Source organism: Streptomyces sp. AB3(2024), assembly GCF_041862025.1.
Taxonomy (GTDB): Bacteria; Actinomycetota; Actinomycetes; order Streptomycetales; family Streptomycetaceae; genus Streptomyces.
On record NZ_JBGWAB010000008.1, the window covers coordinates 76,576 to 100,094 of the forward strand.

A 23,519-nucleotide genomic window follows, 5' to 3' on the forward strand; every position below is an offset into this window, starting at 1 on the left:
ACTCACACGGCGCCGGCCCCCGTCAGGGAGCGGACCTCCGTCTCCGCGTACCTTCGCTCGTCCGGCTCCTCACCCGAGGTGACCGTCCCCAGCCAGCCCGCGAGGAACCCGAGCGGGATGGAGACGATCCCCGGGTTCTGCAGCGGGAAGTACTGGAAGTCCACACCGGGGAACAGCGATTCGGGGCTCCCCGAGACCACGGGCGACAGGACGACCAGCAGCACCGCCGGGACCAGCCCCCCGTACACCGACCAGACCGCCCCCCGCGTGGTGAACCCCCGCCAGAACAGCGAGTACAGCAGCACGGGCAGGTTCGCGGAGGCCGCCACCGCGAAGGCCAGCCCCACCAGGAAGGCGACGTTCAGGTCCTGGGCGACCAGCCCAAGGCCGATCGCCACCGCCCCGATCCCCGCGGCCGCGACGCGCGCCACGGCGACCTCGCTGCGCTGCCGGGCGTGCCGCCGCTTGAGGGAGGCGTAGAGGTCGTGCGCGACGGAGGCGGACGAGGCGAGGGTGATCCCGGCGACCACGGCGAGGATGGTCGCGAAGGCGATGGCGGCCACGAACGCGAACAGCACCGCGCCCCCGGTGGACTCCGCGCCCCCGCCGAGGAAGGCCGCCAGCAGCGGTACGGCCGTGTTCCCGGAGGCGTTGGAGGCCCGTACCTGATCCGGCCCGAGCAGCGCCGCGGCCCCGAAGCCCAGCACGATGGTCATCAGGTAGAAGCCGCCGATCAGCGCGATCGCCCAGACGACGGACCGGCGGGCCGCCCGCGCCGTGGGCACGGTGTAGAAGCGGGACAGGATGTGCGGCAGCCCCGCCGTGCCCAGGACCAGGGCGAGCCCGAGGCTCATGAAGTCGACACGGGCGGTCCAGTCGCCCCCGTACCGGAGGCCTGGGCCCAGGAAGCGCGCGCCGTACCCGCTGCGATCGGCGGCGCTGGTGAGCAGCCGACCGACGTCCCCGTGGAAGCGCAGCAGGACCAGCACGGTCAGGGTGATCGCCCCGCCCATCAGGAGGACGGCCTTCACGATCTGGATCCAGGTGGTGGCCCGCATCCCGCCGAAGGACACGTAGACCACCATCAGGGCGCCCACGCCGATCACGGTGAGCGTCCGCGCCGCGGCGCCCGAGCCGCCGAGCAGCAGGCCCACCAGGCTGCCCGCCCCGACCATCTGCGCGACCAGGTAGAGCACCGAGACCACGACGGAGGAGATCCCCGCGGCGATCCGTACGGGCCGCTCGCTCATCCGGGCGGCGACCACGTCGGCGAGGGTGAAGCGGCCGCAGTTGCGTACCAGCTCGGCGACGAGGAAGAGGACCAGGAGCCAGGCCACGAGGAAGCCGACGGAGTACAGCAGGCCGTCGTAGCCGAACAGGGCGATCAAGCCGGAGATCCCGAGGAAGGAGGCGGCGGACATGTAGTCGCCTGCGATGGCGAAACCGTTCTCCATGGGGGAGAAGAGTCGCCCGCCCGCGTAGAACTCCTCGGCCGAGCCGTGCCGGTTGCGGCTGACCCAGGTGGTGATGCCGAGCGTGACGGCGATGAAGAGGCTGAAAAGGATCAGCGCGAGGGTCTGGTGCTCGCTGTTCACCGGCCCTCCCCCCGGGCCCCGGTCCGCTCCTGGTCGCGTTCCTGCTCGAAGACCGTCCAGCGCAGGTCGAGTGCGGCCCGGTCCCGCCTGAGGCGGGCGTGGCGGGCGTAGGCCCAGGTCAGCAGGAAGGTGCTCAGGAACTGCCCGAGACCCGCGAGCAGGGCCACGTTCACCGGGCCGAAGACGGGGCGGGCCATCAGCCCGGGCGCCGTGGTGGCGGCGACCACGTAGGCGACGTACCAGAGGAAGAACCCGGCGGTCGCGGGGACGACGAACCTGCGGTAGCGGCCGCGGACCTCCTGGAAGGCGGCGCTCCGCTGGACTTCGAGGTAGATGTCGGATGCGCCGGACGCGGTCCGGCCACCGGCGGCCGGGCGGGGCGGGACCGTCTCCCCGCCCTCGCCCCAGCCCACGGCCAGCGCGTCGTACCAGGGGTCGTCCAGCCGGATCGTTCCGGCATCGCGACCGTCGTGCTTGTCCACCGAACTCTCCTTGTCCGCCGCCGCATTGGCCGCGTGCCCACAAGGATGTGCTCGATGGTCGTTTTCAGGACTGATGTCCGGCGCTCTTCACTCCTTCAGGTGATGGGGGGTGAAGAGCGCCGGTGTGCCGGAACCGCGTCCGGTCAGGCGTCGATGCGCGAGCGGTCCAGGGTGGCCGCCGAGCTGGTGATGAACTCCTTGCGCGGGGCCACCTCGTTGCCCATGAGCAGGTCGAAGACCTGCTCGGCGGAGTCCAGATCGCCGATGTTGATCCGGCGCAGGGTGCGGAAGCGGGGATCCATGGTGGTCTCCGCGAGCTGGTCCGCATCCATCTCGCCGAGGCCCTTGTAGCGCTGGATGGCGTCCTTGTACCGGATGTTCTTGCGCTGGTACTCCAGCAGGGTCTGGCGCAGCTCGTTGTCCGAGTACGTGTACACGTACTTGTCCTGGCCCCGCTTGGGCTGGACCAGCTCGATGCGGTGCAGCGGCGGGACGGCCGCGAAGACCCGGCCCGCCTCGACCATGGGCCGCATGTACCGCTGGAAGAGCGTCAGCAGCAGGCAGCGGATGTGCGCGCCGTCCACATCGGCGTCGACGAGCAGGACGATCTTGCCGTAGCGGGCGGCGTCGAGGTCGAAGGTGCGGCCCGAGCCGGCCCCTATGACCTGGATGATCGCTCCGCACTCGGCGTTCTTGAGCATGTCCGAGACCGAGGACTTCTGGACGTTGAGGATCTTGCCGCGGATCGGCAGCAGGGCCTGGAACTCGGAGTTCCGGGCGAGCTTGGCCGTACCGAGGGCCGAGTCCCCCTCGACGATGAAGAGCTCGCTGCGGTCCACGTCGTCGCTGCGGCAGTCGGCCAGCTTGGCGGGCAGCGAGGAGGACTCCAGCGCGGTCTTGCGGCGCTGCGCCTCCTTGTGCTGGCGGGCCGCGATACGGGTCCGCGCGGCCGCGACGATCTTCTCCATCACGGCGCGGGCCTGCTGCTTGTCGTCGCGCTTGGTGGAGGTCAGGAAGGCCTTGAGCTCCTTGGCGACGACGGCGGCGACGATGCGCGTCGCGGCGGAGGTGCCGAGGACCTCCTTGGTCTGGCCCTCGAACTGCGGCTCGGCGAGGCGCACGGTGACGACGGCCGTCAGGCCCTCCATCGCGTCGTCCTTGACCACGTCGTCCTCGGCGACGCGCAGCAGCTTCGCCGAGCGCAGGACCTCGTTGACGGTCTTGGCGACCGAGCGCTCGAAGCCGGAGACGTGGGTACCGCCCTTGGGGGTGGCGATGATGTTCACGAAGGACTTGAGGTTGGTCTCGTACCCCGTGCCCCAGCGCAGGGCGATGTCCACGGCCAGTTCGCGGGTGACCTCGGTGGGGGTCATGTGGCCGCGGTCGTCGAGGACGGGGACGGTCTCCTTGAAGGTGCCCGTGCCGGTCAGGCGCAGCACGTCGCAGACGGCCTTGTCCTGGGCGAGGTACTCGCAGAACTCGCTGATGCCCCCGTCGAAGCGGAACGTCTCCTCGGTCTTGCCGGCGCCGTCGATGGCCCGCTCGTCGCGGACCACGATGGTCAGGCCGGGGACGAGGAAGGCCGTCTGGCGGGCGCGCTGGTACAGCGTATCCAGGCCGAGGCGGGCGTCCTTCAGGAAGATCTGCCGGTCCGCCCAGTAGCGGACCCGGGTGCCGGTGCGGCCCTTGGGGATGCGCTTGACCTTGCGCAGGCCGCCGGCCGGGTCGAAGGGGCTGTCGGGGCCCTGCTCGGTGAAGAACCCGGGGACGCCGCGGCGGAAGCTGACGGCGTGGGTGGAGCTGCCCCGGTCGACCTCGACGTCGAGGCGGGCCGAGAGGGCGTTGACCACGGAAGCGCCGACGCCGTGCAGACCGCCGGAGGCGGCGTACGAGCCGCCGCCGAACTTTCCGCCCGCGTGCAGCTTGGTCATGACGACCTCGACCCCGGAGAGGCCGGTCTTGGGCTCGACGTCCACCGGGATGCCGCGGCCGTTGTCGCGTACCTCGACCGAGGCGTCCTCGTGGAGGATCACCTCGATGTGGTCGCAGTAGCCGCCCAGGGCCTCGTCGACGGAATTGTCGATGATCTCCCAGAGGCAGTGCATCAGGCCTCGGCTGTCGGTGGAGCCGATATACATGCCGGGGCGCTTGCGAACGGCCTCAAGGCCTTCGAGGACGAGCAGGTGCCGCGCGGTGTAGTTGGAACCGTCCCGGTCTGCTCCGGACAGCAGCGCGCTGGAAGGCACGGACGTGTCGGCGGTCACGCAGTTCGCTCCTCGCTGAATTTCTTTTCTGGCCCGGTCGGGCGCAGGGGTGGCTCGGCTGCCGGTCAGAGGGTACCGAGGCCTGGTAGAGCCGATGCAACGCCACCCTCGTCGTTTCCTCAGCCTAGTGCAGATCCGCACGGGTGTTCGATCCCCCGTGAGGGTGAAGCAAACATCACGTTCCCTTCCAGGCATGAACCATTTAGGGTTCGGGCACGTCCTCATGCACAACCGGCACTCACGCCGGGGAGGACGGGAACTGCTACAAGCGAACGACTGACAACGCGAAACCGTAAAGCAACGCAATACGGCTCCTTCGCCGCCAACCGGCAGCAGCCGGCCAGCTTCGGAAGGAAGTTTCGAGGAAAAGCCGCGAGCGGGAACGTTTTCGGCCTGGTTGGATGTTGACCCTGGTACGACAGCTCGTCGAGCTAGAGAAGAGGCGACGTGACTACTGTTCTGACACCCGCGACCCCGCTGACGGCCGCTGACCGATGCGACCGTTGCGGCGCCCAGGCATATCTGCGCGTCGTCCTCCTGAGCGGTGGTGAACTGCTCTTCTGCGCCCACCACGGGCGTAAGTTCGAGCCGGAACTCAAGAAGATCGCCGCGGAAATACAGGATGAGACCGAGCGGCTCACGTCCGCTCCGGCCGCTGATGCTGCCGACACCGAGGACCGCTGACACAAGGCCTAACCTCGCATCCGACGAGCCAGGACCGGCCAGGCCGGTCGACGGGCGGCATCTCTGAGACCCAGGGACGCCGCCCGTCCTCATATCCGAGGCACTTCCCGCGTGTACGGGCCGGCCCGTACGGCCCCGCAGCCCCGTGCAGGGCCGTACGGGCCACCTGGAGCCCCTCCGGACACCCGGCGCGGCCTCCTACGCCCCGCCGGGCCGCGCGGCCCTCTCGGCGCCGCTCACGAACCCGACCAACGGGGCGATCCGGGTGTACACGCCCGGACTGTCGGCGCGCCCGCAGCCCCGCCCCCACGACACCAGCCCGATCAGCCGCCCCCGGGCCACCAGCGGACCCCCGCTGTCCCCCTGGCAGGCGTCCTTGCCACCGTCCCGGTCCCCGGCGCACACCATGGAGTCAGCCCGGTACTGGCCGTCCGAGTCCCCCGGGTACGCCCGCCGGCAGACGTCGTCGGCCAGCACGGTGACCTGGGCCGCCCGCAGCCCGTACGCGTAGTCCCCGAAGCCGCTCGTGTCGCCCCAGCCGTACACGGCCGCGTCGGTGCCCGCGGCGTACGCGGGATGGCCGTCCTCGGCCATGGGGAGCACGTACTGCGCCGGAAGGGCCTCGGCCAGTTCCAGCACGGCCAGGTCCCCGGCATTGCTCCCGGGGTCGTAGGCCGGGTTCACGCGGGCGGCGCGTACCGCGATCTCGCGGCCCTCGTCGGCGCGCAGCTCCGTACGTCCGGTGATCACGCGGAAGTCGGTGACGGATTCGACCGTCCCGCCCAGCACCTGCCGACCCAGGCAGTGGGCCGCGGTCACCACCGTGGTCGGGGCGACGACGACGCCCCCGCAGAACTGCCCGTCCCGGGTACCCCCGAACCGGTCACGGCTGGCGAGGGCCACGACCCACGGGCTGTCGGCCACGTTCACCGGCTTCCCGCCTATGACCACGCTGTCCGCGGCCACCCCGGGGGCCTGGGCCAGCGGCAGCACGGCCGCTCCCGCCACCAGGGTCAGCGCGCCCGCCAGAGCACGGGCAAAGGGACGACGCATGAGGCCTCCTGACTCTGAGTGTGCATGACTACACCCAGAGTGGGTCGCCCGGTGGCCGGGCGCACCCGCGCGTCCACCGTCACGGCCTCCGCGCCACCGGCCGGTGGAGATCCGGTACGGGACCGGTCCGGATCCGCTCCGGATCCGCTCGGCCGTCCGGTCCGGCCGGCCCGGGGCACACCCGTACCGGGCCCGGACCGGCCGTCTCGGGCCCTTCGGCCGTTCCGGTCAGTCCAGGTAGTCGCGCAGGACCTGGGACCGGGACGGGTGGCGCAGCTTCGACATGGTCTTGGACTCGATCTGGCGGATGCGCTCGCGGGTGACCCCGTAGACCTTGCCGATCTCGTCGAGGGTCTTGGGCTGGCCGTCGGTGAGGCCGAACCGCATCGAGACCACGCCGGCCTCGCGCTCGCTCAGCGTGTCGAGGACCGAGTGCAGCTGCTCCTGCAGGAGCGTGAAGCTGACGGCGTCGGCCGGGACGACCGCCTCGGAGTCCTCGATGAGGTCACCGAACTCGCTGTCGCCGTCCTCGCCGAGCGGGGTGTGCAGGGAGATCGGCTCGCGGCCGTACTTCTGGACCTCGATGACCTTCTCGGGGGTCATGTCGAGTTCCTTGGCCAGCTCCTCCGGCGTGGGCTCGCGGCCGAGGTCCTGGAGCATCTGGCGCTGCACGCGGGCGAGCTTGTTGATCACTTCGACCATGTGCACGGGGATGCGGATGGTGCGGGCCTGGTCGGCCATGGCGCGGGTGATCGCCTGCCGGATCCACCAGGTCGCGTACGTGGAGAACTTGTAGCCCTTGGTGTAGTCGAACTTCTCCACGGCGCGGATCAGACCCAGGTTGCCCTCCTGGATCAGGTCCAGGAAGAGCATGCCGCGGCCGGTGTAGCGCTTGGCCAGGGAGACCACGAGTCGGAGGTTGGCCTCCAGCAGGTGGTTCTTGGCGCGCCGGCCGTCCTCGGCGATGATCTCCAGCTCGCGCTTGAGCTTGGGCGCCAGCTTGTCGGAGTTGGCCAGCTTGTCCTCGGCGAACAGGCCCGCCTCGATGCGCTTGGCGAGCTCGACCTCCTGCTCGGCGTTGAGCAGCGGGACCTTGCCGATCTGCTTGAGGTAGTCCTTGACGGGGTCGGCGGTGGCGCCGGCCACGACGACCTGCTGGGCAGGGGCGTCGTCCTCGTCGTCCGAGATGACGAAGCCCTTGTTCTCCCCGCCCTCCTCTTCCTCCTCGGCCTCGGCCTTCGGGGCGTCGGGGCCCTCGTCCGCGGTCTCCTCGCCGTCCTCGTCCGCGTCCTTCTTGGCGGCGGTCTTCTTCGCCGTGGTCTTCTTCGCCGCGGTCTTCTTCGCGGGAGCGGCCTTCTTCGCGGCCGACTTCCGGGCGGCGGTCTTCTTCGCGACGGGTTCGGCCACGGTCTCTTCGGCCAGGGCGTCGGTGGTGTCCGGCTCCGCCGTTCCGGTGTTCGCGACGATGCCGGCCGCGGCCGGAGGGGCCGCCGTCTTCGCCGCGACGGTCTTGGTCGCCGTCCGCTTGGCGGGGCTCTTCGCCGCGACGCTCTTGCGGGGGGTGCGCTTGGGCGACTCCGCGGCACTGACCATCAGTGTCACACCCTCTTCCTCAAGGATCTGGTTGAGGCTGCGCAGAACATTCTTCCACTGGGTCGCAGGAATCTGGTCAGCCTCGAAGGCCCGACGCACGTCATCGCCGGCGATCTGCCCCTCGGCCTTGCCCCGCTCGATGAGCGCCATCACAGACTCGGAATCGGCGATCTCCGGCGGGAGCGTACGGGATGTGCTGGCCGACACGAACAACCTCTCGGAACGATGGGAACGGCTTCCGACCCCGGCCTGGTGCTGGACCGGAGCCGACGACCACCGACTGGGGATGGGCCGGGGGCGCGGGCAGGGGCCGGGGAGCTGCACAGCACCCCCAAGGGCTGCTGTCTTCCCTCCGTCGGCCATCACCTCTTACGTCATCGCGTGACGTCGCGGAGCGTTACGCCCAATCTTCGTGGCCCGAATCACATCCGGTTCCCGTCCGTGCCCGTCCCGTGGCCGTACGCGCGCCTCCGGAGGCCCCGGGAAGGCCCCCGCACGCCGGAGTCGCCGGATCCGAAACGGGCCCGGCGACCGGTGTGCACCCCCACGCCCCCGCGCGTCGGCGCCTCAGTGCTCGCGCGGGGCGGGGACCACGCGCTCGACCTCCGGATGCACCATCAGGAGCTGACGCATGGCGTTCTCGGCACCCGTCGCGTCACCGGCCGCGAGCGCCTCGACCATCCGCGCGTGGTGCGCGACGCAGGTCTCGCCGGGACGGTCGCAGGCGGTGACGGGGCTGCCGGAGACCTGGAGGGCGGCGGAGACGATGCCCGACAGGTGCTCCAGCATGCGGTTGCCGGCGACCTGGATCAGCAGTGCGTGGAACTCGTTGTCGGCGCGCGCGAAGGTGATCGCATCGCCCTGCCCGAGGGCATGCCCCATGATCTCGACCATGTCGGCGAGGCGCTGCTGGACGTCCGGGCGGCCGTGGCCGGCCGCGAGGCGGGCAGCCAGCGGCTCGATGGTCCAGCGGAGCTCGTTGAGCTCGCGGCGCTGGTCGTCGCGCTGGGGTCCGAAGGCGCGCCATTCGATGATGTCGGGGTCGAGCAGGTTCCAGTCGGCGACGGGCCGGACGCGGGTGCCCACGTTGGGACGGGCGCTGACGAGGCCCTTGGCCTCCAGGACCCGCAGGGATTCACGGACGACCGTACGGGAGACCTCGAAGCGCTGGCCGATCTCCTCCGGGACCAGGGGCCGGTCCGCGCCGAGGTCGCCCGAGACGATCATCTGGCCGAGCTGCTGGACGAGTTGGCCGTGCAGACCGCGCCCGCGGCTGCCCGCAGCCCGGCGGCCGACGCGGCTCAGCTCGACGTCGCCCCCGTCCCAGTGGGGCGGTCCGACCCGGTCGGACCCGGAGGCCTCCGGGTAGGGGTAGCGGTCGAGTTCGCCCGAGCCGGCGAGGCCGGTGTCGGCATGGCGGGCGGCGGTCATCATGGCGTGCGCAAGGGTACTCACGAATCCTTTGTCGGCCTCGCCTCCATCACCCTTGAGGTCTTTGGTGAAAAGCACACGAAAGGGTGATCGGTGCCACCTACGCAATTGACGACTTATCGTAAAGAACCGGGCCTTTTGCGGGGAGTTGCGGTCCGCTTCGAGTGATCCGGCCCGATCTGGACTTCTATGGTCCCGGCGAAGTCGCCTCGCGCACCGGAACGATCACCAACGGACCCTCCCGCGCAGTCCTGTGAACGCATAGGCGCACAACAGGACCATCAGCGACAACACCATTGCGGTGCCGACGGGTTGGACCATCACCCGAAGGGCCCCCAGCACGAGCCGGTCCGCCTCCGGCGGCCACGGCGACCAGGCCGGGCCGCGCAGGCGGGAGGCGATGCCGGTCACCGGGTACGCGGACGGCCCGTCGAGGACCTTGCGCACCAGCGGTACGACGGCCACCGGCACGGCGAGCACCGCCGCGAAGCCCACGGACGCGGCGCGGAACACCCCGGCGGCGAGGACCCCGGCCCAGGCGCAGCCGACGAGCAGCCCGGCCCAACTCACCCCGGGGAAGACCCATTCCGCGGGCGGGCTCAGCGGCCCGGAGCCTCCGAAGACGAGCCGGAGCGCCGCGGTGTCGGCGGCGACCGTGAGGGCGCCGAGGGCCAGGGCGAGGGCGGCGCAGACGGCGAGTTTTGCGGTGAGCAGCCCCAGCCGCCGGGGCACGGTGCCCCGGTCGGCGGCGAGGGCGGGGTAGCGGTACTCCTCGCCGAAGGCCAGGGAGCCGAGCAGCCCGGCCCCGAGCGCGGCGGGCGGCAGCGGGAAGAGCTCCGGCCAGGCGGCGAGCAGCCGGCTCTGAGGGGTGTGGCCCGCGCGTGCCAGTACCAGGGAGGTGAGCACGGAGACGGTGACGACGAGGGCGGCGGTCAGCAGTGGGGCGGCCGTGCCGAACACCCGGCGGAGCTCGTAGCGCAGCGGCCACAGCGGGCCGCCCACCCGTCGTACCCGCCGCAGCCCCGAGGAGCCCCGCCCGGAACGGGCATGACGCGGCTCACCGCCCCCTCCCGGGCCGGGGTACCCGGACACGTCGGGATACCCGGCCGCCGCGGGATCGACGACCGCGGCGGGGAGCCGGTCCGGGACCGGAGCCGCGGCCGGACCCTGCCCCGAGGACCGGGCCGGTTCCGGGGGCGGACCCTGGTCAGGTGCCGCCTCCCGGGCAGGGGGCGCGGCGCGGACGGGGGTCACACCGGGTTCGGCCCCGGGGCCGGATCCGGCACCGGGGTCGGCGCACCCCGGCCCGGTGAGGAGCGCGGCGCGCGGGTCCGGGCGGGGACCCCCGTGGACCGGGGCCTGCGCTCCGGTCACGAGGCCCGCCACAGAGCCCGGCACCTGTCGGGCCTGCGCTTCTGCCCGGACCTCTGCCCGAACCTCCGCGCGCGCCTCCGCCCGGACGTCCACCCGGGCCGTGCTCCCGCCGCGGGTCCGGGCCTGCGGTACCGGCGGGACGGGCGCACCCGCGTCCCCGGTCTCGTCCGCGAGTTGATGGACGAGCACTCCGTGCCTGAACGCCGCCTCGCCGATCTCGGCGCAGTTGCTGCCGTACACCGACAGGCGACTGCCGCTCTCCTCGACGATCTCCACCACCCTGTGGGCGGAGCGGGCCTCACGCCCCAGCACGTCGGCGAGCCGGGCGGCGTGCGGGGTCCGCACGGCGACCCGCGGTCGCAGCCGGGTGCGGGCGAAGTCCGCGGCGTCCTGGTCCGCGACGAGGCGGCCCGAGGCGATGGACACGACCCGGTCGGCGTGCCGGGCGGCCTCCTTCGCGTCGTCGGTGGTGAAGAGCACGGCCCCGCCGAGGGAGGCGTGACCGCGCAGCAGCCCGTGGAGCCAGGCCCGCTCACGGGAGTGCAGCCCGGCGGCGGGTTCGTCGAGGAGCAGGGTGCAGGGATCGGCGAGCAGCGCTGCGGCGAGGGCGACGCGACGCTCCATGCCGGTCGAGAGCGAGCCGAGCCGCTGGTCGCGCAGGCCGCCGATGCCGGCGACCTCCATCAGGGCGTCCGCCCGGGACGCGGGGACCCCGACGGCGGCACTGAGCATCCGCAGTTGGTTGCGGACCGTCCTCGACGGGTGCCCGGGAACGTCTCCGAGGAGTACGCCGACCTCGCGGCCCGGATGCGGGATCCGGTGCAGCGGGCGGCCGCGGAAGTAGGTGACGCCCCGGCCCGGTTCGAGTTCGAGCATGAGCCGCAGCGTGGTGGTCTTGCCCGAACCCGGCTCGCCGAGCAGGGCGGTCACGTACCCCGAGCGGGCCTCGAAGGTGAGGTCGTTCACGGCGGGCGGGAGTTCTCGACGGGGTGTGCTGGTGAGTCCGATGGCCTGGAGCATCGCTTCTCTCGCGGGGGGTGAGACCGCTCTGCGGCAGGGTGAGTACCGCAAGCAAGATAGCGCGATATATCCGATTTTCTATGCAACCGGTCCGTGCCGGTGCCGCGATCGCCACCCGGAATCGCCCCGGCGCGCGACGGAGGCCTCCCCGGGGAGGATCAGACTTCCGGCCGCAGCATCGGCGGGTTGAGCAGGGTCGCCCCGCCCGCCCTGAACAGCTGGGCCGGCCTGCCGCCCTGACGGGTCGTCGTCCCTCCGGCCGGCACCAGGAAACCGGGGGTGCCGGTGACCTTGCGGTGGAAGTTGCGGGGGTCAAGCGCCACCCCCCACACCGCCTCGTACACCCGGCGCAGCTCTCCGACGGTGAACTCCGGCGGGCAGAAGGCGGTGGCCAGGGAGGAGTACTCGATCTTCGAGCGGGCCCGCTCCACACCGTCGGCGAGGATCCGCGCGTGGTCGAAGGCCAGCCCGGCGGAGGCCTGGTCGGCGCCCTCCAGCAGTTCGTCGACGGGCGCCCAGCGGGCGCCGTTGGCGTCCCCGCCGGCCCGGGGCGCGGGCAGGTCGGGGGCCAGGACCAGGTGGGCCACGCTGACGACCCGCATCCGGGGATCGCGCTGCGGGTCCCCGTAGGTGGCGAGCTGTTCGAGATGGGCGCCGTTGTCCACGCCGGGCGCGGCCGGATCGTGCGCACACAGCCCGGTCTCCTCGGCGAGTTCCCTGGCGGCGGCCGCCCCCAGGTCCTCGTCCCCGCGGACGAATCCGCCGGGCAGCGCCCAGCGGCCCTGGAACGGCTGCTCACCCCGTCGGACGACCAACGCGCAGAGCGCGTGGCGCCGCACGGTGAGCACGACCAGGTCGACAGTGACGGCGAAGGGCGGAAAGGCCGACGGGTCGTAGGGCGACATGCCGCGATCATAGTCGTCTGCCTGACGATAAACAGAGCTTTGGTGATCCCGGAGACGGTGATCTGGAACCCGGACCGGATCTTCACGACCACCCCGGACGGCCGCGCCGGGCTAGCCCCGCAGTTGGAGCCCATCGGCCGCCTCCTCCACCATGCCGACACCGAGGCGGCTGATCCGGACGGCGAACGGTTCCTCCGACACCCTCAGGCCGGACAGGCGCAGTGCGCCGAGGGGAGCGCCCGCCCGTGGAGTGACGGCGACGGTCGCCGCCGGGGCGTCCGGGCGGATGCCCGCGAGCGCGGTGAGGGCGTGGATCCCCGCGGCGGCGGCCACCGCCGCGGGCCTGCAGGCCGCGGGGTGCGGGAGCGGGGCGCTGCCGGCGGTGCGCTGCTCGGCCGCGTACATCTCGGGCAGGCGGTAGCCGAAGGACTCCGCCGCGTCGAGCAGCCCCCGCAGCAACCCGGCGGCCTCCTTGTCGAAGCCGGCCTGGGCGAGCCCGGCCACGGCGAGGGCGCTCTCGTGGGCCCGCACCGCTCCGGACCGGTGCCCGAAGGGGTTGTGTCCCGGTTCGCGCGCGGCCATGCTGCGCAGCCCCCATCCGGAATCCATGGCCGGGGCCCCGAGCAGCCGGGCGAGGTGTTCGGTCCGGACGGGGTCCAGCAGGCCGGGTGCGAACTCCCCGCCACCCAGCAGGCCGGTGTCCAGCAGGTGTGCGGCGGCCCCGGTCAGCCGGGGCAGCGGACGGCCGTCGGGGTGCAGTGCCGCGGCGGGACGGCCTCCGTCCGGGCCGTCGATCCAGAACCGGGCCCGGAACCGCTCCCGCAGGGCGGCGGCCCACTCCCGCCATTCCGCGGCTCCGGGCCGCCCGCAGTCGGCGAGCAGATCGGCACCGAGCAGCGCGGCCCGGTGCGCGTGGGCCTGGGTCTCGCAGCGCCGCGGCCCGGGATCGGGGTCGGCCAGGAAGCCGTCCTCCCCGAGCGAGCCGCGCAGCCAGCCCAGGCAGTTCTCCGCCGCGGGCAGCAGCCGGGCTACTTCCTCCTCCGGCAGCCCCCATCTGCGCGCCTCGGCGAGCACCGCCGGGAAGCCGAGGGTGGCCTCGGTGCCGGTGCACCCCGGCGGGAGCTGCGGTCCCGCGGCGCGCAGCGGTCCCGGGATCTTCCCCGCTTCCGGGCCGCGGCCCCCGGTCTGGCTCCGGGCCAGGGTCCGCAGGGTGGCGGCGGCCAGCCCGGTGCCGAGCGGGAGCGCCATCCGCGCGGCCCACAGCGACTCGGCCGGGGCCAGCCCGAGCCGCCAGGGCACTCCGGCCGCCGCGAAGGCGTCCGCGGGTGCCTCGGGATCCCTCAGGAGCAGTGCGCGCAGGTCGTCGAGGCTGGTCCGGAACCAGGCGTCGGCCCTCGGGTCGTCCCCCTCTGCGCGAGCCGCGGAGAACGGGTTCGCGACCTGTCCGGCGGGGGCCCGGGTCGAGCGGTCGCGCGTGGTGCGCAGTTCGATGCTGCGGGACTCCCCCGGCCCCAGGTCGAGCTGCCAGCGCAGCAGTCCGGCCGAGGCGAGGGCGTCGTCCGGGGCCGGTTCGGCGGTGATGACGGCGAGGGCATCACCGGTGCTCCAGCGCAGTCCGGCGGCGTGCACCCCGGCGGCGAGTTCCGGTCCGGCCCGGCCGGCCGCCACGGCGGCGAGCTCGGCCAGGTCGGTGCCGAGGGAGACCTCCACGGGGAGGCGCAGCGGGCGGGCGGCGAAGCTTCGCAGGGTGATGCGCTCGGTGCCGTCGGCGTGGCGGACGCGCTCGACTCCGATGTCGGGGTCGGGGCCTGCCTCGATGCCGGTGCGGACGGTCGCGGTGAAGGAGGCCCGGTCGGCGGAGAGGCTGCGCGCTTGGACGGCGACCGGGTCCCGTCCGCCGACGCGCAGGACGCAGCGTGACAGCAGGCGCCGCCCCGCGCGGTAGATGCCGTCGATGCCCCGCCCGGTCAGCTGGCCGTGCTCGGGGGAGATGACCAGGCAGGGGGCGGCGACGCAGATGACGGCGCCGTGCACCGGCGGCAACTCGGGCCGGCGCACCGGCCCCACAGCGGATTGCCGGGGCGGGGGCGGTCCTGTCGGCCGTGTCTCCGGCTCGGGACCGTGCGGGGCGCCGGCCTGGCGGTCCGTGGACCCTGCGGGCACCCGCTCCACCACCGCCTCCACCGCCGACGGGCCGTAGGGCGGTCCGCTCGGCCCGCTCCCGTAGCCCCTGGAGGGGGAATCGGGTCCGGCCTCGGTGGCCACTGCGGTGCAATGCCCCGGAGTGGTGGGCGAAGGGGGCCCGGGCGGGTCGGTTTCAGGTACGGGGGGAGCCATGTGCCGCCTTGTCTGCGCTCCGGCCGGTTCCGCTGGGCGGCGGCGCGGCCGGGCGCCCACCTCCCCCCAGCTGAACGCCCTCACCCCCGCCCGGGTCACGGGCCCCGGTGGCGGCTGCCCGCACGGGGTGTCGCCCCGACGGCGCAGTGCCGCGCCCGCGGCCCTCCAGAGGCGCCGTACGGGACCGTGGTCCCGGTGCCGCCATACGGGACTCCGGCCGTCGGGGGTCCGGTGCGGGCTCACTGGTCGCTCCCCTCGGGGCGGCGGGTCGGACGGCGGCGCTTTCCGTCCCGGCGGCCGGGCGGACGGGTGGTGGCGGCGGAGCGCTTGCGGCGGGGTTCGCGGCGTCGGCGTTCCTCCCGCAGGCACTGCCGCAGCCCTTCTGGGTCGATGCCCTCGTTGCACGCGTGGTGGAGCAGCTGGGCGAAGCGGTACTCGGAATCGGCCCGCAGGGCGAGCCCGAGGGCGATGCGTGCGGTCGGCTCGTCCCCGCCAGACCAGGAGACCCAGCCGACCAGGGTGAGCGGCGCCGCCGCGTGTTCTGCGTACGCGCCGACGCAGCGCCGGGCCAGGGCCCGCCACAGGCGCAGGGCGGGGGCGGCTTCGTCGCCTTCCATCCACTCGGCGGCGATGTCGCGGATCTCGCGGTCCTGGAGGCCGAGGATCACGGCGGCGGCCTCGTCGTGCCCGAGGAGGGCATCGTCCCAGTCGTCGGCGCGTGGGCCGCCTTCGACGGGCGGCGCGAGGGTCAGGCGGCGCATCAGGGTCTTGGCGAGGGTGATGGTCTCCGCTCCGACCTCCTGGCGGGTGACCCCGTCGAGGATCTTCGGGACGAGGGCGACGGCCGCCCGGTCGAGGGCCTCCTCCTGTTCCGCGGCCCCGGCTCCGGCAAGGGGCGTGAGCCGGCTTTCGATCTCCTTCAGCGAGCCCCGGACCTGGAGTCCTGCGAAGGTCGCCGCCGCGGCCATGACCGAGGTGCCCGGCAGGGCGAGCGGGTTGCCCTCGGCCGGGCAGCAGCCGGAGTCGTCGCAGGTGTAGGACCAGTAGCGGCCTCCGGAGAGGCACAGGGCCTCCAGGACGGGTACGTCCAGGCCGCCGCAGGCGAGGCGCACCCGCTGGGCGAGCGGCCGCAGCCGGGTCATCACCCGCTGTCCGCTCTCCCCTGCCCGTGGGTCCTGGCACAGGAAGACCACGATGCCGTCCGGCTTGCCGCCGCGTCGCTCGCTGCCCCGCACGAGGCATTCGGCGACCTGCCGGGAGGTGTCCTCCCATTCGGCGGGGGTGGAGGGGATTCCGACGCGCAGACGTCCGCCGAAGCGTCCGCCCTCGCCGTGCACGGCGACCATGACGAGGGAGTCGGTCGGGTGGAATCCGAGCATGTAGGGCAGGGCGTCGGCCAGTTCGGCGGGGCTGCGCAAGGTGATCCGGGACGCCTCGGGGGTTCCGGAGGGGCTGATGGAGGATCGGTCGGACTGACTGCGGGATTCGTGGTTCGTCGTCATGGCTCGACGGTCCCGTGTGCAGACCGATCGCGAAACCCCTGTGGATAACTCGCTTGAACCTTCAATATCCACAGGTCGAGAGCGTCATTGGCGCGATGTCAGAACCATCAGGTTGCATGGGGGTATGAACGCAGACCTGAGGTCCTCCGCAGATTCCGTACTCGCCCGCCTCGTGGGCGACCCCACGGGCACCGCACGGCTGCGCGAGGACCAGTGGCGGGCGATCGAGGCCCTCGTCGCGCACAAGCGGCGGGCCCTGGTCGTCCAGCGCACGGGGTGGGGCAAATCCGCCGTGTACTTCGTGGCCACCTCCCTGCTGCGGGCGGGCGGCGCCGGACCCACCGTCATCGTCTCCCCACTGCTCGCACTGATGCGCAATCAGGTCGAAGCCGCCGCCCGGGCCGGGATCCGCGCCCGCACCATCAACTCCGCCAATCCGGAGGAGTGGGAGGGCATCCAGGCCGAGGTCGCGGCGGGCGAGGTCGACGTCCTCCTCGTCAGCCCCGAACGCCTCAACAACCCCGACTTCCGCGACCAGGTGCTCCCCAAGCTCGCGGCCGCCACCGGCCTCCTGGTGGTCGACGAGGCCCACTGCATCTCCGACTGGGGGCACGACTTCCGCCCCGACTACCGCCGGCTGCGCACCATGCTCGCCGATCTCCCGCCGGGGGTCCCGGTCCTCGCGACGACCGCCACCGCCAACGCCCGGGTGACGGCGGACGTCGCCGAACAGCTCGGTACCGGAGCCGACACGGACGCCCTCGTACTGCGCGGCCCGCTGGACCGCGAGAGCCTGAGCCTGGCCGTGCTGACCCTCCCCGACGCCGCTCACCGGCTCGCCTGGCTCGCCGACCACCTCACCGACCTGCCGGGCTCCGGAATCATCTACACGCTGACGGTGGCCGCCGCCGAGGAGGTCACCGCCTACCTCCGCCACCGGGGCCACACCGTCTCCTCGTACACCGGAAAGACCGAGAACGCCGACCGCGAGCAGGCGGAGAACGACCTCCAGGCCAACCGCGTCAAGGCCCTCGTGGCCACCTCCGCCCTCGGGATGGGATTCGACAAGCCCGACCTCGGCTTCGTCGTCCACCTGGGATCCCCCTCCTCCCCCATCGCCTACTACCAGCAGGTCGGCCGTGCGGGCCGCGGTGTGGAGCACGCCGAGGTGCTCCTGCTGCCCGGCCGCGAGGACGAGGCGATCTGGCAGTACTTCGCCTCGGTCGCCTTCCCGCCGGAGGAGCAGGTCCGCCGCACCCTGGACGTCCTGGCCCAGGCGGGCCGCCCCCTCTCCCTGCCCGCGCTGGAACCGCTCGTCGACCTGCGCCGCACCCGCCTGGAGACGATGCTGAAGGTCCTCGACGTCGACGGCGCCGTCCACCGCGTCAAGGGCGGCTGGACCTCCACGGGCGAACCGTGGGTGTACGACGCCGAGCGCTACGCCTGGGTCGCCCGGCAGAGGTCCGCCGAGCAGCAGGCGATGCGGAACTACGCCGCCTCCACCGACTGCCGCATGGAGTTCCTGCGCCGCCAGCTGGACGACGAGGAGGCCGCGCCCTGCGGCCGCTGCGACAACTGTGCGGGACCCCGCTTCACCCCGGACGTCTCCGGCACCGCCCTGGACACCGCCCGGGGCGAACTGAGCCGCCCGGGTGTGGAACTGGAGCCCCGCAAGATGTGGCCGACCGGGCTCGCCTCGGTCGGAGTCGACCTCAAGGGCCGGATCCCGGCCGGGGAACAGGCCTCGACCGGCCGGGCCCTGGGCCGACTCTCCGACATCGGCTGGGGCAACCGACTGCGCCCGATGCTGGCCCCGCAGACGGCCGACCAGCCGGTTCCGGACGATGTCGCCCAGGCCGTGGTCGCCGTACTCGCCGACTGGGCTCGAGGCCCGGGGGGTTGGGCTTCCGGCGCGGCGGACGCCCCCGCCCGGCCCGTGGGCGTGGTCGCGCTGCCCTCGCGGAGCCGTCCCCTGCTGGTCGGCTCCCTCGCCGCCCGGATCGCCGAGGTCGGACGGATCCCACTGCTCGGAGCCCTGGAGTACACCGATCAGGCACCGGAGTTCGGGCTGCCGTCCTCGAACAGCGCCCAGCGGGTCCGGGGGCTCCACCAGGCCTTGACCGTCCCACAGGCCCTGACGGCCAGCCTGTCCGAGGCATCGGGTCCGGTGTTCCTCGTCGACGACCGGGCGGAGAGCGGGTGGACCCTCGCGGTAGCCGCCCGGCTGCTCCGCCGGGCGGGTGCGAAGGGGGTGTTTCCGCTGGTGCTCGCGCTCCAGCCGTAGCCGAATGAGTCATCTCCGGCGTGGCGGGGCAAGGATATGAACGGCATACCGGCGAATTCCGGTCTGCTGCTTCAAATGCTCATTGCCCCACCCTCGCGCACCACGCGAGAATCGGAGTGCTCCCGCTCGGCTCGACGGCACTCTCCAGGGCCGCGCCGCGGCGCGCCCACAGCCCAGCCGTGCCCGCTCGCGGGCGTGTACCCGAAGGGAGGACCGTGACCTTCGGATTCGCCCCGCCCTCGACCACGTCCCTGGCAACGGCGACCGGCGGCGCCAGCCGTCACGGCCGGCTGCTCGAACCCGCCGAATGGACGGCGGCCGGGATCCCCCTGCTCGGCAATCCGCGTGAGCTGGTCAGCGGGCTGCACTCCCGGCACAGCCCCGCGCCCTCCACCGCCGTCATCGCGGTCCTCGGACCCGAGGACCGGCTGGTGGCGAGCGCCTCCTTCGTGCAGCGGTCCAATTCGGCGGACGGCTGGGAGTACCGCAACGCCCTGTTGTCCCGGCTGCGCCGGGTCATCCCGCACGACCTGCGGCGGCGGACCCCGTCCAGGACGGCGGTGCTGATGTACTGCCGCGACGGCGACGAGCGGTGGACCGAGGAGGACGGCGCCTGGATGTGGGGCCTGCGGGACGCCTGCACCTTGCACGGACTGCGCTGCGGGGCCTACATCACGCTGACCCGAGGGGGCTGGCAGGTGCTGGGCGAAGGCCGCGGCGGGCGAAGCCCCGGTTCGGACACCAGACCCGGGCGCCTGGGATCGCTGGCGGCCGAGGCGGCACCGCTGACCCTCAGCACCGCCGGCGGGGCGGCCGAGCCGCTGCGCCGTACGGCCGCCCGCTGAGCGGACGGCCGGTCCCGGCAACACAGGTGTTCCCGGCGGCACGGCCGGTCCCGGCGTCGGAACACCCGGACGCCGGGACCCTCATGACGTTCCCGCCACACCGGGGCGGGCAGGCCGGACGGCCGTACCCCCGGAAGGGCGTACGGCTGGTCAGGCCCAGGACTTCAGCGGGGCCGGCACCCGGCCCGCCCCGCCCCCGCCCGCATGGGGTGCAGGGCGTCAGACGCCCGCACCCAGCACGGAGTTGATCTGCTGTGCGTCGCCGCACACGATCAGCAGGGCCCCGGCGCGCGTCAGCGCGACCGGCAGCGCGGCGGCGATGGCACCGGCCGGTCCGCCGTTGGCCGCGAAGACCACGACGGGACGGCCCGCGGCACGCTGCACCTGCGCCGCGTCCGCGTAGAAGATGTCGTCCTTGGCGTCGTGCTGGGCCCAGTAGGAGGCCTCGCCGAAGGACAGCTCGTGCGCGGCCCACGGGTGCGGGTCGCCGGTGGTGAACACCAGGATGTCGCCGGGCGCGCGCCCGGTGTCGAGCAGCAGGTCCACGGCCTCCTCGGCCGCGTCCAGCGCACCCTCGGCGGAGGCCGGGATCAGCTGGACCTGGGGCACGGCCGCCGAGACGGACGGCGCGGTGGGGGCTGCGGGAACGGGTCCGGGGGTGGCCTGTGCCGCGCGCTGCGCGGGCGGGGCGGGCCGGACGGGACCGGGGCGCCCGGGCCGGGGTACGGCTGCGGGACGCGGACCAGGTACGGGGCGGGGGGTCTGCGCGGTGCGGCTCGCGGCCGGCGTGACGCGGGGACCCTGGGCACTCTCGTGAATCTGAGGCTCCTCGATGGCGGGGGTGAGAGGCATGAGTTGATATCTATCAAACACCGGTACGAAACGTACCGGCGGGTGGCACGTGGGTGCGATCAGAAATCGAAGCCGAGTTGGCCTCCGTTTTCCAGCTCCACCGATTCCTCGCTCCGGCGCACCTTCTTCAAGTGGCGCCACTGGGGCAGCGCGTCGAGGTACGACCACGAGAGCCGGTGGTACACGGTGGGCCCCCGCACCTCAAGTGCGGCCCGGTGCACGGGCGAGGGATAGCCGGCGTTGGCGGCGAAGGCGAAGTCCTCTATTCCGTCGCCCCGTTCGCCCAGTTCGGCCATCATCCGGTCGCGCCGGACCTTGGCGATCACCGAGGCCGCGGCAACGGCCACGCAGGACTGATCGCCCTTGATCACCGTACGAACCCGCCAGGGCGGGCCGAGATAGTCGTGCTTGCCGTCGAGGATCACCGCGTCGGGCCGCACCGGCAGGCCCTCCAGCGCGCGCACCGCCGCCAACCGCAGGGCGGCGGTCATCCCCAGTTCGTCGATCTCCTCCGGGGAGGCGTGCCCCAGGGCGTGTGCGGTGACCCAGTCCTCCAGGACGTCGAGCAGCGCGTCGCGTCGCTTGGGGGTGAGCAGTTTGGAGTCGGTGAGCCCCGCGGGCGGCCGGCGCAGACCGGTGATCGCTGCGCAGACGGTGACGGGACCGGCCCAGGCCCCTCGTCCGACCTCGTCGACCCCGGCGATGACCTTGGCGCCGGTGGTTGCACGGAGGGAGCGCTCGACGGTGTGGGTGGGTGCTTCGTACGGCATGGCGCCAGCAAGGGTACGCCGCCCCGGGCCGCCTGCACACCCCGGCCTGCGGCAAGCCGCACCGGACCGAACCCCCGGGGCCGGACGCACGCCCCCGGTGAGCCCGCGCGCACGCCCCTCGCGGGCCCGCGCCGGACCTCAGCCCCGGAGCATCGGCACCATCAGCCCGTCGATCATCTCGGCGATTTCCGCATCCGGCCATTCGCTCCCGCACAGCTTGGTCCGGTACATCAGCATCGCCGGAATCACATCGGTGATCAGCGGACTTGTGGCATCCGGTCGGACGTCTCCCCGCTTGATTCCACGGTCCACCAGCTCGCGGATCAGCCGGTGCGCCGGCTCGTGCAGTCCCTCCCAGATGACCGCACGGAACCGGTCAGCATGGGCATGGTCGCATTCGTGAAGCATCGCACGAAGGGCTTCACCGGCCGGCGAACGCATGACGTCCCGCATCCGCACACACAGCCGGTACAGGTCCTCGCGCACCGATCCGTGGTCCTCGATGCGGCCCAGCTCGGGCAGGCCCTCCCGCAGCGCGTCGGCGACGAGGTCCGCCTTGGAGGACCAGCGCCGATAGAGCGCCGCCTTGCCGGTGCGTGCCCCGGCCGCGACGCCCTCCATGGTGAGGGAGGCCCAGCCGGCCGTGCCGAGCCGCTCCAGCGCCGCGTCGAGGATCGCCCGTTCGAGCTCCGGCCCCCGCCTGCGCCCCGGCGCCACGCCCTGCGGCCGACCCGAACCCGTCATGCTCCATACCTCCGACCGACCCGCGCGGCTCGCACGGATTTCCCACCCTAGTGAACGCTTGCGTTCCCTACTGAGGGCCTCCTACCTTGGACCCGCAGTGAACGAATGCGTTCACTATTTCACTTCGGGGGGATCCACAGTGACAAGCACCCGACTCGACGCTCCACGGATACCGGGGGCCGCCCGACGGCCCGGGCGTCCGGGCGTGGCACTCGCCGTCATCGCGGCCTGCCAGCTCATGGTCGTCCTCGACGCGACGATCGTGAACATCGCGCTCCCGCACATCCAGACCGCCCTCTCCTTCTCCACCACCGACCTCTCCTGGGTGATCAGCGCCTACACGCTGGCCTTCGGCGGCCTGCTGCTGCTCGGCGGCCGCGCGGGCGACATCCTCGGCCGCCGCCGCGTCTTCATGACCGGCATCCTGCTCTTCACCCTGGCGTCCCTGCTCGGCGGATTCGCCCAGGAGCCCTGGCAGCTGCTGGCCGCCCGCGCACTCCAGGGCGTCGGCGGAGCCATCGCCTCGCCGACCGCGCTCGCCCTGATCACCACCACCTTCGCCGAGGGCCCCGACCGCAACCGCGCCTTCGGCGTCTTCGCCGCCGTCTCCGCGGGCGGCGGCGCGATCGGCCTGCTGGCCGGCGGCATGCTCACGGAATGGCTCGACTGGCGGTGGGTCCTCTTCGTCAACGTGCCGATCGGCGTGCTCATCGCCGTCCTCGCGCCGCTCTTCATCAACGAGTCCGAGCGCCACCCCGGCCGTTTCGACGCCGCCGGCGCCCTCACCTCCACCGGAGGCATGACGGCGCTCGTCTACGGGTTCATCAGGGCCTCCGAGGAAGGCTGGCGGGACACCCTGACCATCGGTTCCTTCATCGCCGCCGTCGTGCTGCTCGGCGCCTTCGTGGTGATCGAGTCGCGGGCCGCGGATCCGATCATCCCGCTCCGGATGTTCGCCGACCGCAACCGGGCCGGCACCTACGCGATCATGCTCGGGCTGGCCGCGGCCATGTTCGGCATGTTCTTCTTCATCGTCCAGTTCGTACAGAACGTGCTGGACTTCTCACCGATCCGGTCCGGCGTCGGCTTCCTGCCCGTGACCGCCGCCATCATCAGCGCCGCGGGGCTCTCCCAGCGCTTCCTGCCGCGCTTCGGACCCAAGCCCTTCATGGTCGCCGGGTCCGCGCTCACCGGGACCGGGCTGGCCTGGCTCAGCTTCATCCGGACCGACAGCTCGTACGTGTCCGGGGTGCTCGGCCCGATGCTGCTCTTCGGCTTCGGCATGGGCCTCAACTTCGTGACGCTCACCCTCACCGCCGTCTCCGGAGTGGCTCCGAAGGAGGCGGGTGCCGCCTCCGGGCTGCTCAACGCCAGCCAGCAGGTGGGCGGTTCACTCGGCCTTTCCATCCTGGTCACCGTCTTCGGCACGGCCGGCCGCGAGGAGGCCGAGAAGCAGGTGCCGGCCTTCATGGCGCAGGCCGATCCGGCGCAGCTGGCCGCGTTCAAGGAGACCGGGCGGCTGCCCGACCCCTGGGGCGACTTCGTCCTCGCCCAGGGCATCTCCACCGCCTTCGCCGCCGCCGTGGCCATGGCGGGTCTGGCGCTGGCCACCGCGCTGCTGGTGATCCGGGTCCGCAAGAGCGACCTGGAAGCCCTCAACGGGGCCGCCGCCGAAGCCGGTCCGGCGGCCTGAGCGCGAAGGACCGTACGTACGAAGGCCCGGGCCGGGGGTCCACCCCGCACCCGGGGCTTCGTGCGTCGTCCGCGATGCCCCTTGACGGCAC

General features: G+C 72.8%; 17 protein-coding genes. 4 read left to right on the forward strand and 13 right to left on the reverse strand.

Going from position 1 to position 23,519, the window contains the following annotated elements; all coding sequences use genetic code 11:
* Positions 1-2: 2 nt before the first annotated feature.
* The 3 genes from ACEPPI_RS05695 to ACEPPI_RS05705 form a co-directional block, all read right to left on the reverse strand.
* A complete protein-coding gene (locus tag ACEPPI_RS05695; protein ID WP_373914118.1) occupies positions 3-1,595 on the reverse strand; it encodes a cation acetate symporter in 1,593 nt (530 codons plus the stop codon).
* Positions 1,592-2,077, reverse strand: a complete 486-nt coding sequence (locus ACEPPI_RS05700; RefSeq protein WP_373914119.1) for a DUF485 domain-containing protein — start codon at positions 2,075-2,077, stop codon at positions 1,592-1,594. The genes ACEPPI_RS05695 and ACEPPI_RS05700 overlap by 4 nt, the downstream gene beginning before the upstream one ends.
* 143 nt (positions 2,078-2,220) lie before the next feature.
* Positions 2,221-4,341 carry a type IIA DNA topoisomerase subunit B gene (locus ACEPPI_RS05705; RefSeq protein ID WP_373914120.1) on the reverse strand — a complete coding sequence of 707 codons (2,121 nt, stop codon included), beginning with the start codon at positions 4,339-4,341 and terminating at the stop codon, positions 2,221-2,223.
* A gap of 447 nt (positions 4,342-4,788) precedes the next feature.
* Here ACEPPI_RS05705 and ACEPPI_RS05710 point away from each other — a divergent pair, with 447 nt between their 5' ends.
* Positions 4,789-5,025: a hypothetical protein gene (locus ACEPPI_RS05710; RefSeq protein WP_373914121.1), complete on the forward strand. Its 237-nt coding sequence runs from the start codon at positions 4,789-4,791 to the stop codon at positions 5,023-5,025.
* 198 nt (positions 5,026-5,223) lie between these two features.
* Here the strand turns inward: ACEPPI_RS05710 and ACEPPI_RS05715 are convergent, their stop codons facing one another.
* The 7 genes from ACEPPI_RS05715 to ACEPPI_RS05745 form a co-directional block, all read right to left on the reverse strand.
* Positions 5,224-6,078 (reverse strand): trypsin-like serine protease, encoded by an 855-nt coding sequence (locus ACEPPI_RS05715; RefSeq protein WP_373914122.1) that lies wholly within the window; start codon positions 6,076-6,078, stop codon positions 5,224-5,226.
* 228 nt (positions 6,079-6,306) lie between these two features.
* Positions 6,307-7,884, reverse strand: a complete 1,578-nt coding sequence (locus ACEPPI_RS05720; RefSeq protein WP_373914123.1) for an RNA polymerase sigma factor — start codon at positions 7,882-7,884, stop codon at positions 6,307-6,309.
* Between the two features lie 354 nt (positions 7,885-8,238).
* Positions 8,239-9,180, reverse strand: a complete 942-nt coding sequence (locus ACEPPI_RS05725; protein WP_373914124.1) for a FadR/GntR family transcriptional regulator — start codon at positions 9,178-9,180, stop codon at positions 8,239-8,241.
* Positions 9,181-9,327: 147 nt separating this feature from the next.
* Positions 9,328-11,496, reverse strand: a complete 2,169-nt coding sequence (locus tag ACEPPI_RS05730; RefSeq protein ID WP_373914125.1) for an ATP-binding cassette domain-containing protein — start codon at positions 11,494-11,496, stop codon at positions 9,328-9,330.
* Positions 11,497-11,654: 158 nt separating this feature from the next.
* Positions 11,655-12,401 (reverse strand): NUDIX domain-containing protein, encoded by a 747-nt coding sequence (locus tag ACEPPI_RS05735; RefSeq protein WP_356209512.1) that lies wholly within the window; start codon positions 12,399-12,401, stop codon positions 11,655-11,657.
* 111 nt (positions 12,402-12,512) lie between these two features.
* Complete coding sequence (locus ACEPPI_RS05740) at positions 12,513-14,738, reverse strand: glycogen debranching N-terminal domain-containing protein (RefSeq protein WP_373914126.1); 2,226 nt, start codon at positions 14,736-14,738, stop codon at positions 12,513-12,515.
* Between the two features lie 239 nt (positions 14,739-14,977).
* Positions 14,978-16,240 (reverse strand): DUF4192 domain-containing protein, encoded by a 1,263-nt coding sequence (locus tag ACEPPI_RS05745; RefSeq protein WP_373914127.1) that lies wholly within the window; start codon positions 16,238-16,240, stop codon positions 14,978-14,980.
* A 124-nt stretch (positions 16,241-16,364) separates the two neighbouring features.
* Between ACEPPI_RS05745 and ACEPPI_RS05750 the strand changes: the two genes are divergently transcribed.
* Both ACEPPI_RS05750 and ACEPPI_RS05755 read left to right on the forward strand, forming a co-directional pair.
* A complete protein-coding gene (locus ACEPPI_RS05750) occupies positions 16,365-18,524 on the forward strand; it encodes a RecQ family ATP-dependent DNA helicase (RefSeq protein WP_373914128.1) in 2,160 nt (719 codons plus the stop codon).
* Positions 18,525-18,739: 215 nt separating this feature from the next.
* On the forward strand, positions 18,740-19,369 hold the full coding sequence (locus ACEPPI_RS05755) for a hypothetical protein (RefSeq protein ID WP_373914129.1): 630 nt from the start codon (positions 18,740-18,742) through the stop codon (positions 19,367-19,369).
* Positions 19,370-19,588: 219 nt separating this feature from the next.
* Here ACEPPI_RS05755 and ACEPPI_RS05760 read toward each other — a convergent pair whose 3' ends face one another.
* The 3 genes from ACEPPI_RS05760 to ACEPPI_RS05770 form a co-directional block, all read right to left on the reverse strand.
* On the reverse strand, positions 19,589-20,221 hold the full coding sequence (locus tag ACEPPI_RS05760; protein WP_373914130.1) for a hypothetical protein: 633 nt from the start codon (positions 20,219-20,221) through the stop codon (positions 19,589-19,591).
* 59 nt (positions 20,222-20,280) lie between these two features.
* Positions 20,281-20,991, reverse strand: a complete 711-nt coding sequence (locus tag ACEPPI_RS05765; protein WP_373914131.1) for a ribonuclease HII — start codon at positions 20,989-20,991, stop codon at positions 20,281-20,283.
* A 138-nt stretch (positions 20,992-21,129) separates the two neighbouring features.
* On the reverse strand, positions 21,130-21,735 hold the full coding sequence (locus ACEPPI_RS05770; protein ID WP_373914132.1) for a TetR/AcrR family transcriptional regulator: 606 nt from the start codon (positions 21,733-21,735) through the stop codon (positions 21,130-21,132).
* A 139-nt stretch (positions 21,736-21,874) separates the two neighbouring features.
* Here ACEPPI_RS05770 and ACEPPI_RS05775 point away from each other — a divergent pair, with 139 nt between their 5' ends.
* Entirely contained in the window at positions 21,875-23,428 is a 1,554-nt protein-coding gene (locus tag ACEPPI_RS05775) for an MFS transporter (RefSeq protein ID WP_373914133.1), read from the forward strand.
* The last annotated feature ends 91 nt before the right edge of the window (positions 23,429-23,519 follow it).

Excerpts from the sequence above, each read along its gene's own strand:
- ACEPPI_RS05715 (WP_373914122.1), bottom strand. The coding sequence starts at position 6,078 with ATGCGTCGTCCCTTTGCCCGTGCTCTGGCGGGCGCGCTGACCCTGGTG.
- ACEPPI_RS05730 (WP_373914125.1), bottom strand. The coding sequence starts at position 11,496 with ATGCTCCAGGCCATCGGACTCACCAGCACACCCCGTCGAGAACTCCCG.
- ACEPPI_RS05735 (WP_356209512.1), bottom strand. The coding sequence starts at position 12,401 with ATGTCGCCCTACGACCCGTCGGCCTTTCCGCCCTTCGCCGTCACTGTC.
- ACEPPI_RS05740 (WP_373914126.1), bottom strand. The coding sequence starts at position 14,738 with ATGGCTCCCCCCGTACCTGAAACCGACCCGCCCGGGCCCCCTTCGCCC.
- ACEPPI_RS05745 (WP_373914127.1), bottom strand. The coding sequence starts at position 16,240 with ATGACGACGAACCACGAATCCCGCAGTCAGTCCGACCGATCCTCCATC.
- ACEPPI_RS05750 (WP_373914128.1), top strand. The coding sequence starts at position 16,365 with ATGAACGCAGACCTGAGGTCCTCCGCAGATTCCGTACTCGCCCGCCTC.
- ACEPPI_RS05760 (WP_373914130.1), bottom strand. The coding sequence starts at position 20,221 with ATGCCTCTCACCCCCGCCATCGAGGAGCCTCAGATTCACGAGAGTGCC.
- ACEPPI_RS05765 (WP_373914131.1), bottom strand. The coding sequence starts at position 20,991 with ATGCCGTACGAAGCACCCACCCACACCGTCGAGCGCTCCCTCCGTGCA.
- ACEPPI_RS05770 (WP_373914132.1), bottom strand. The coding sequence starts at position 21,735 with ATGACGGGTTCGGGTCGGCCGCAGGGCGTGGCGCCGGGGCGCAGGCGG.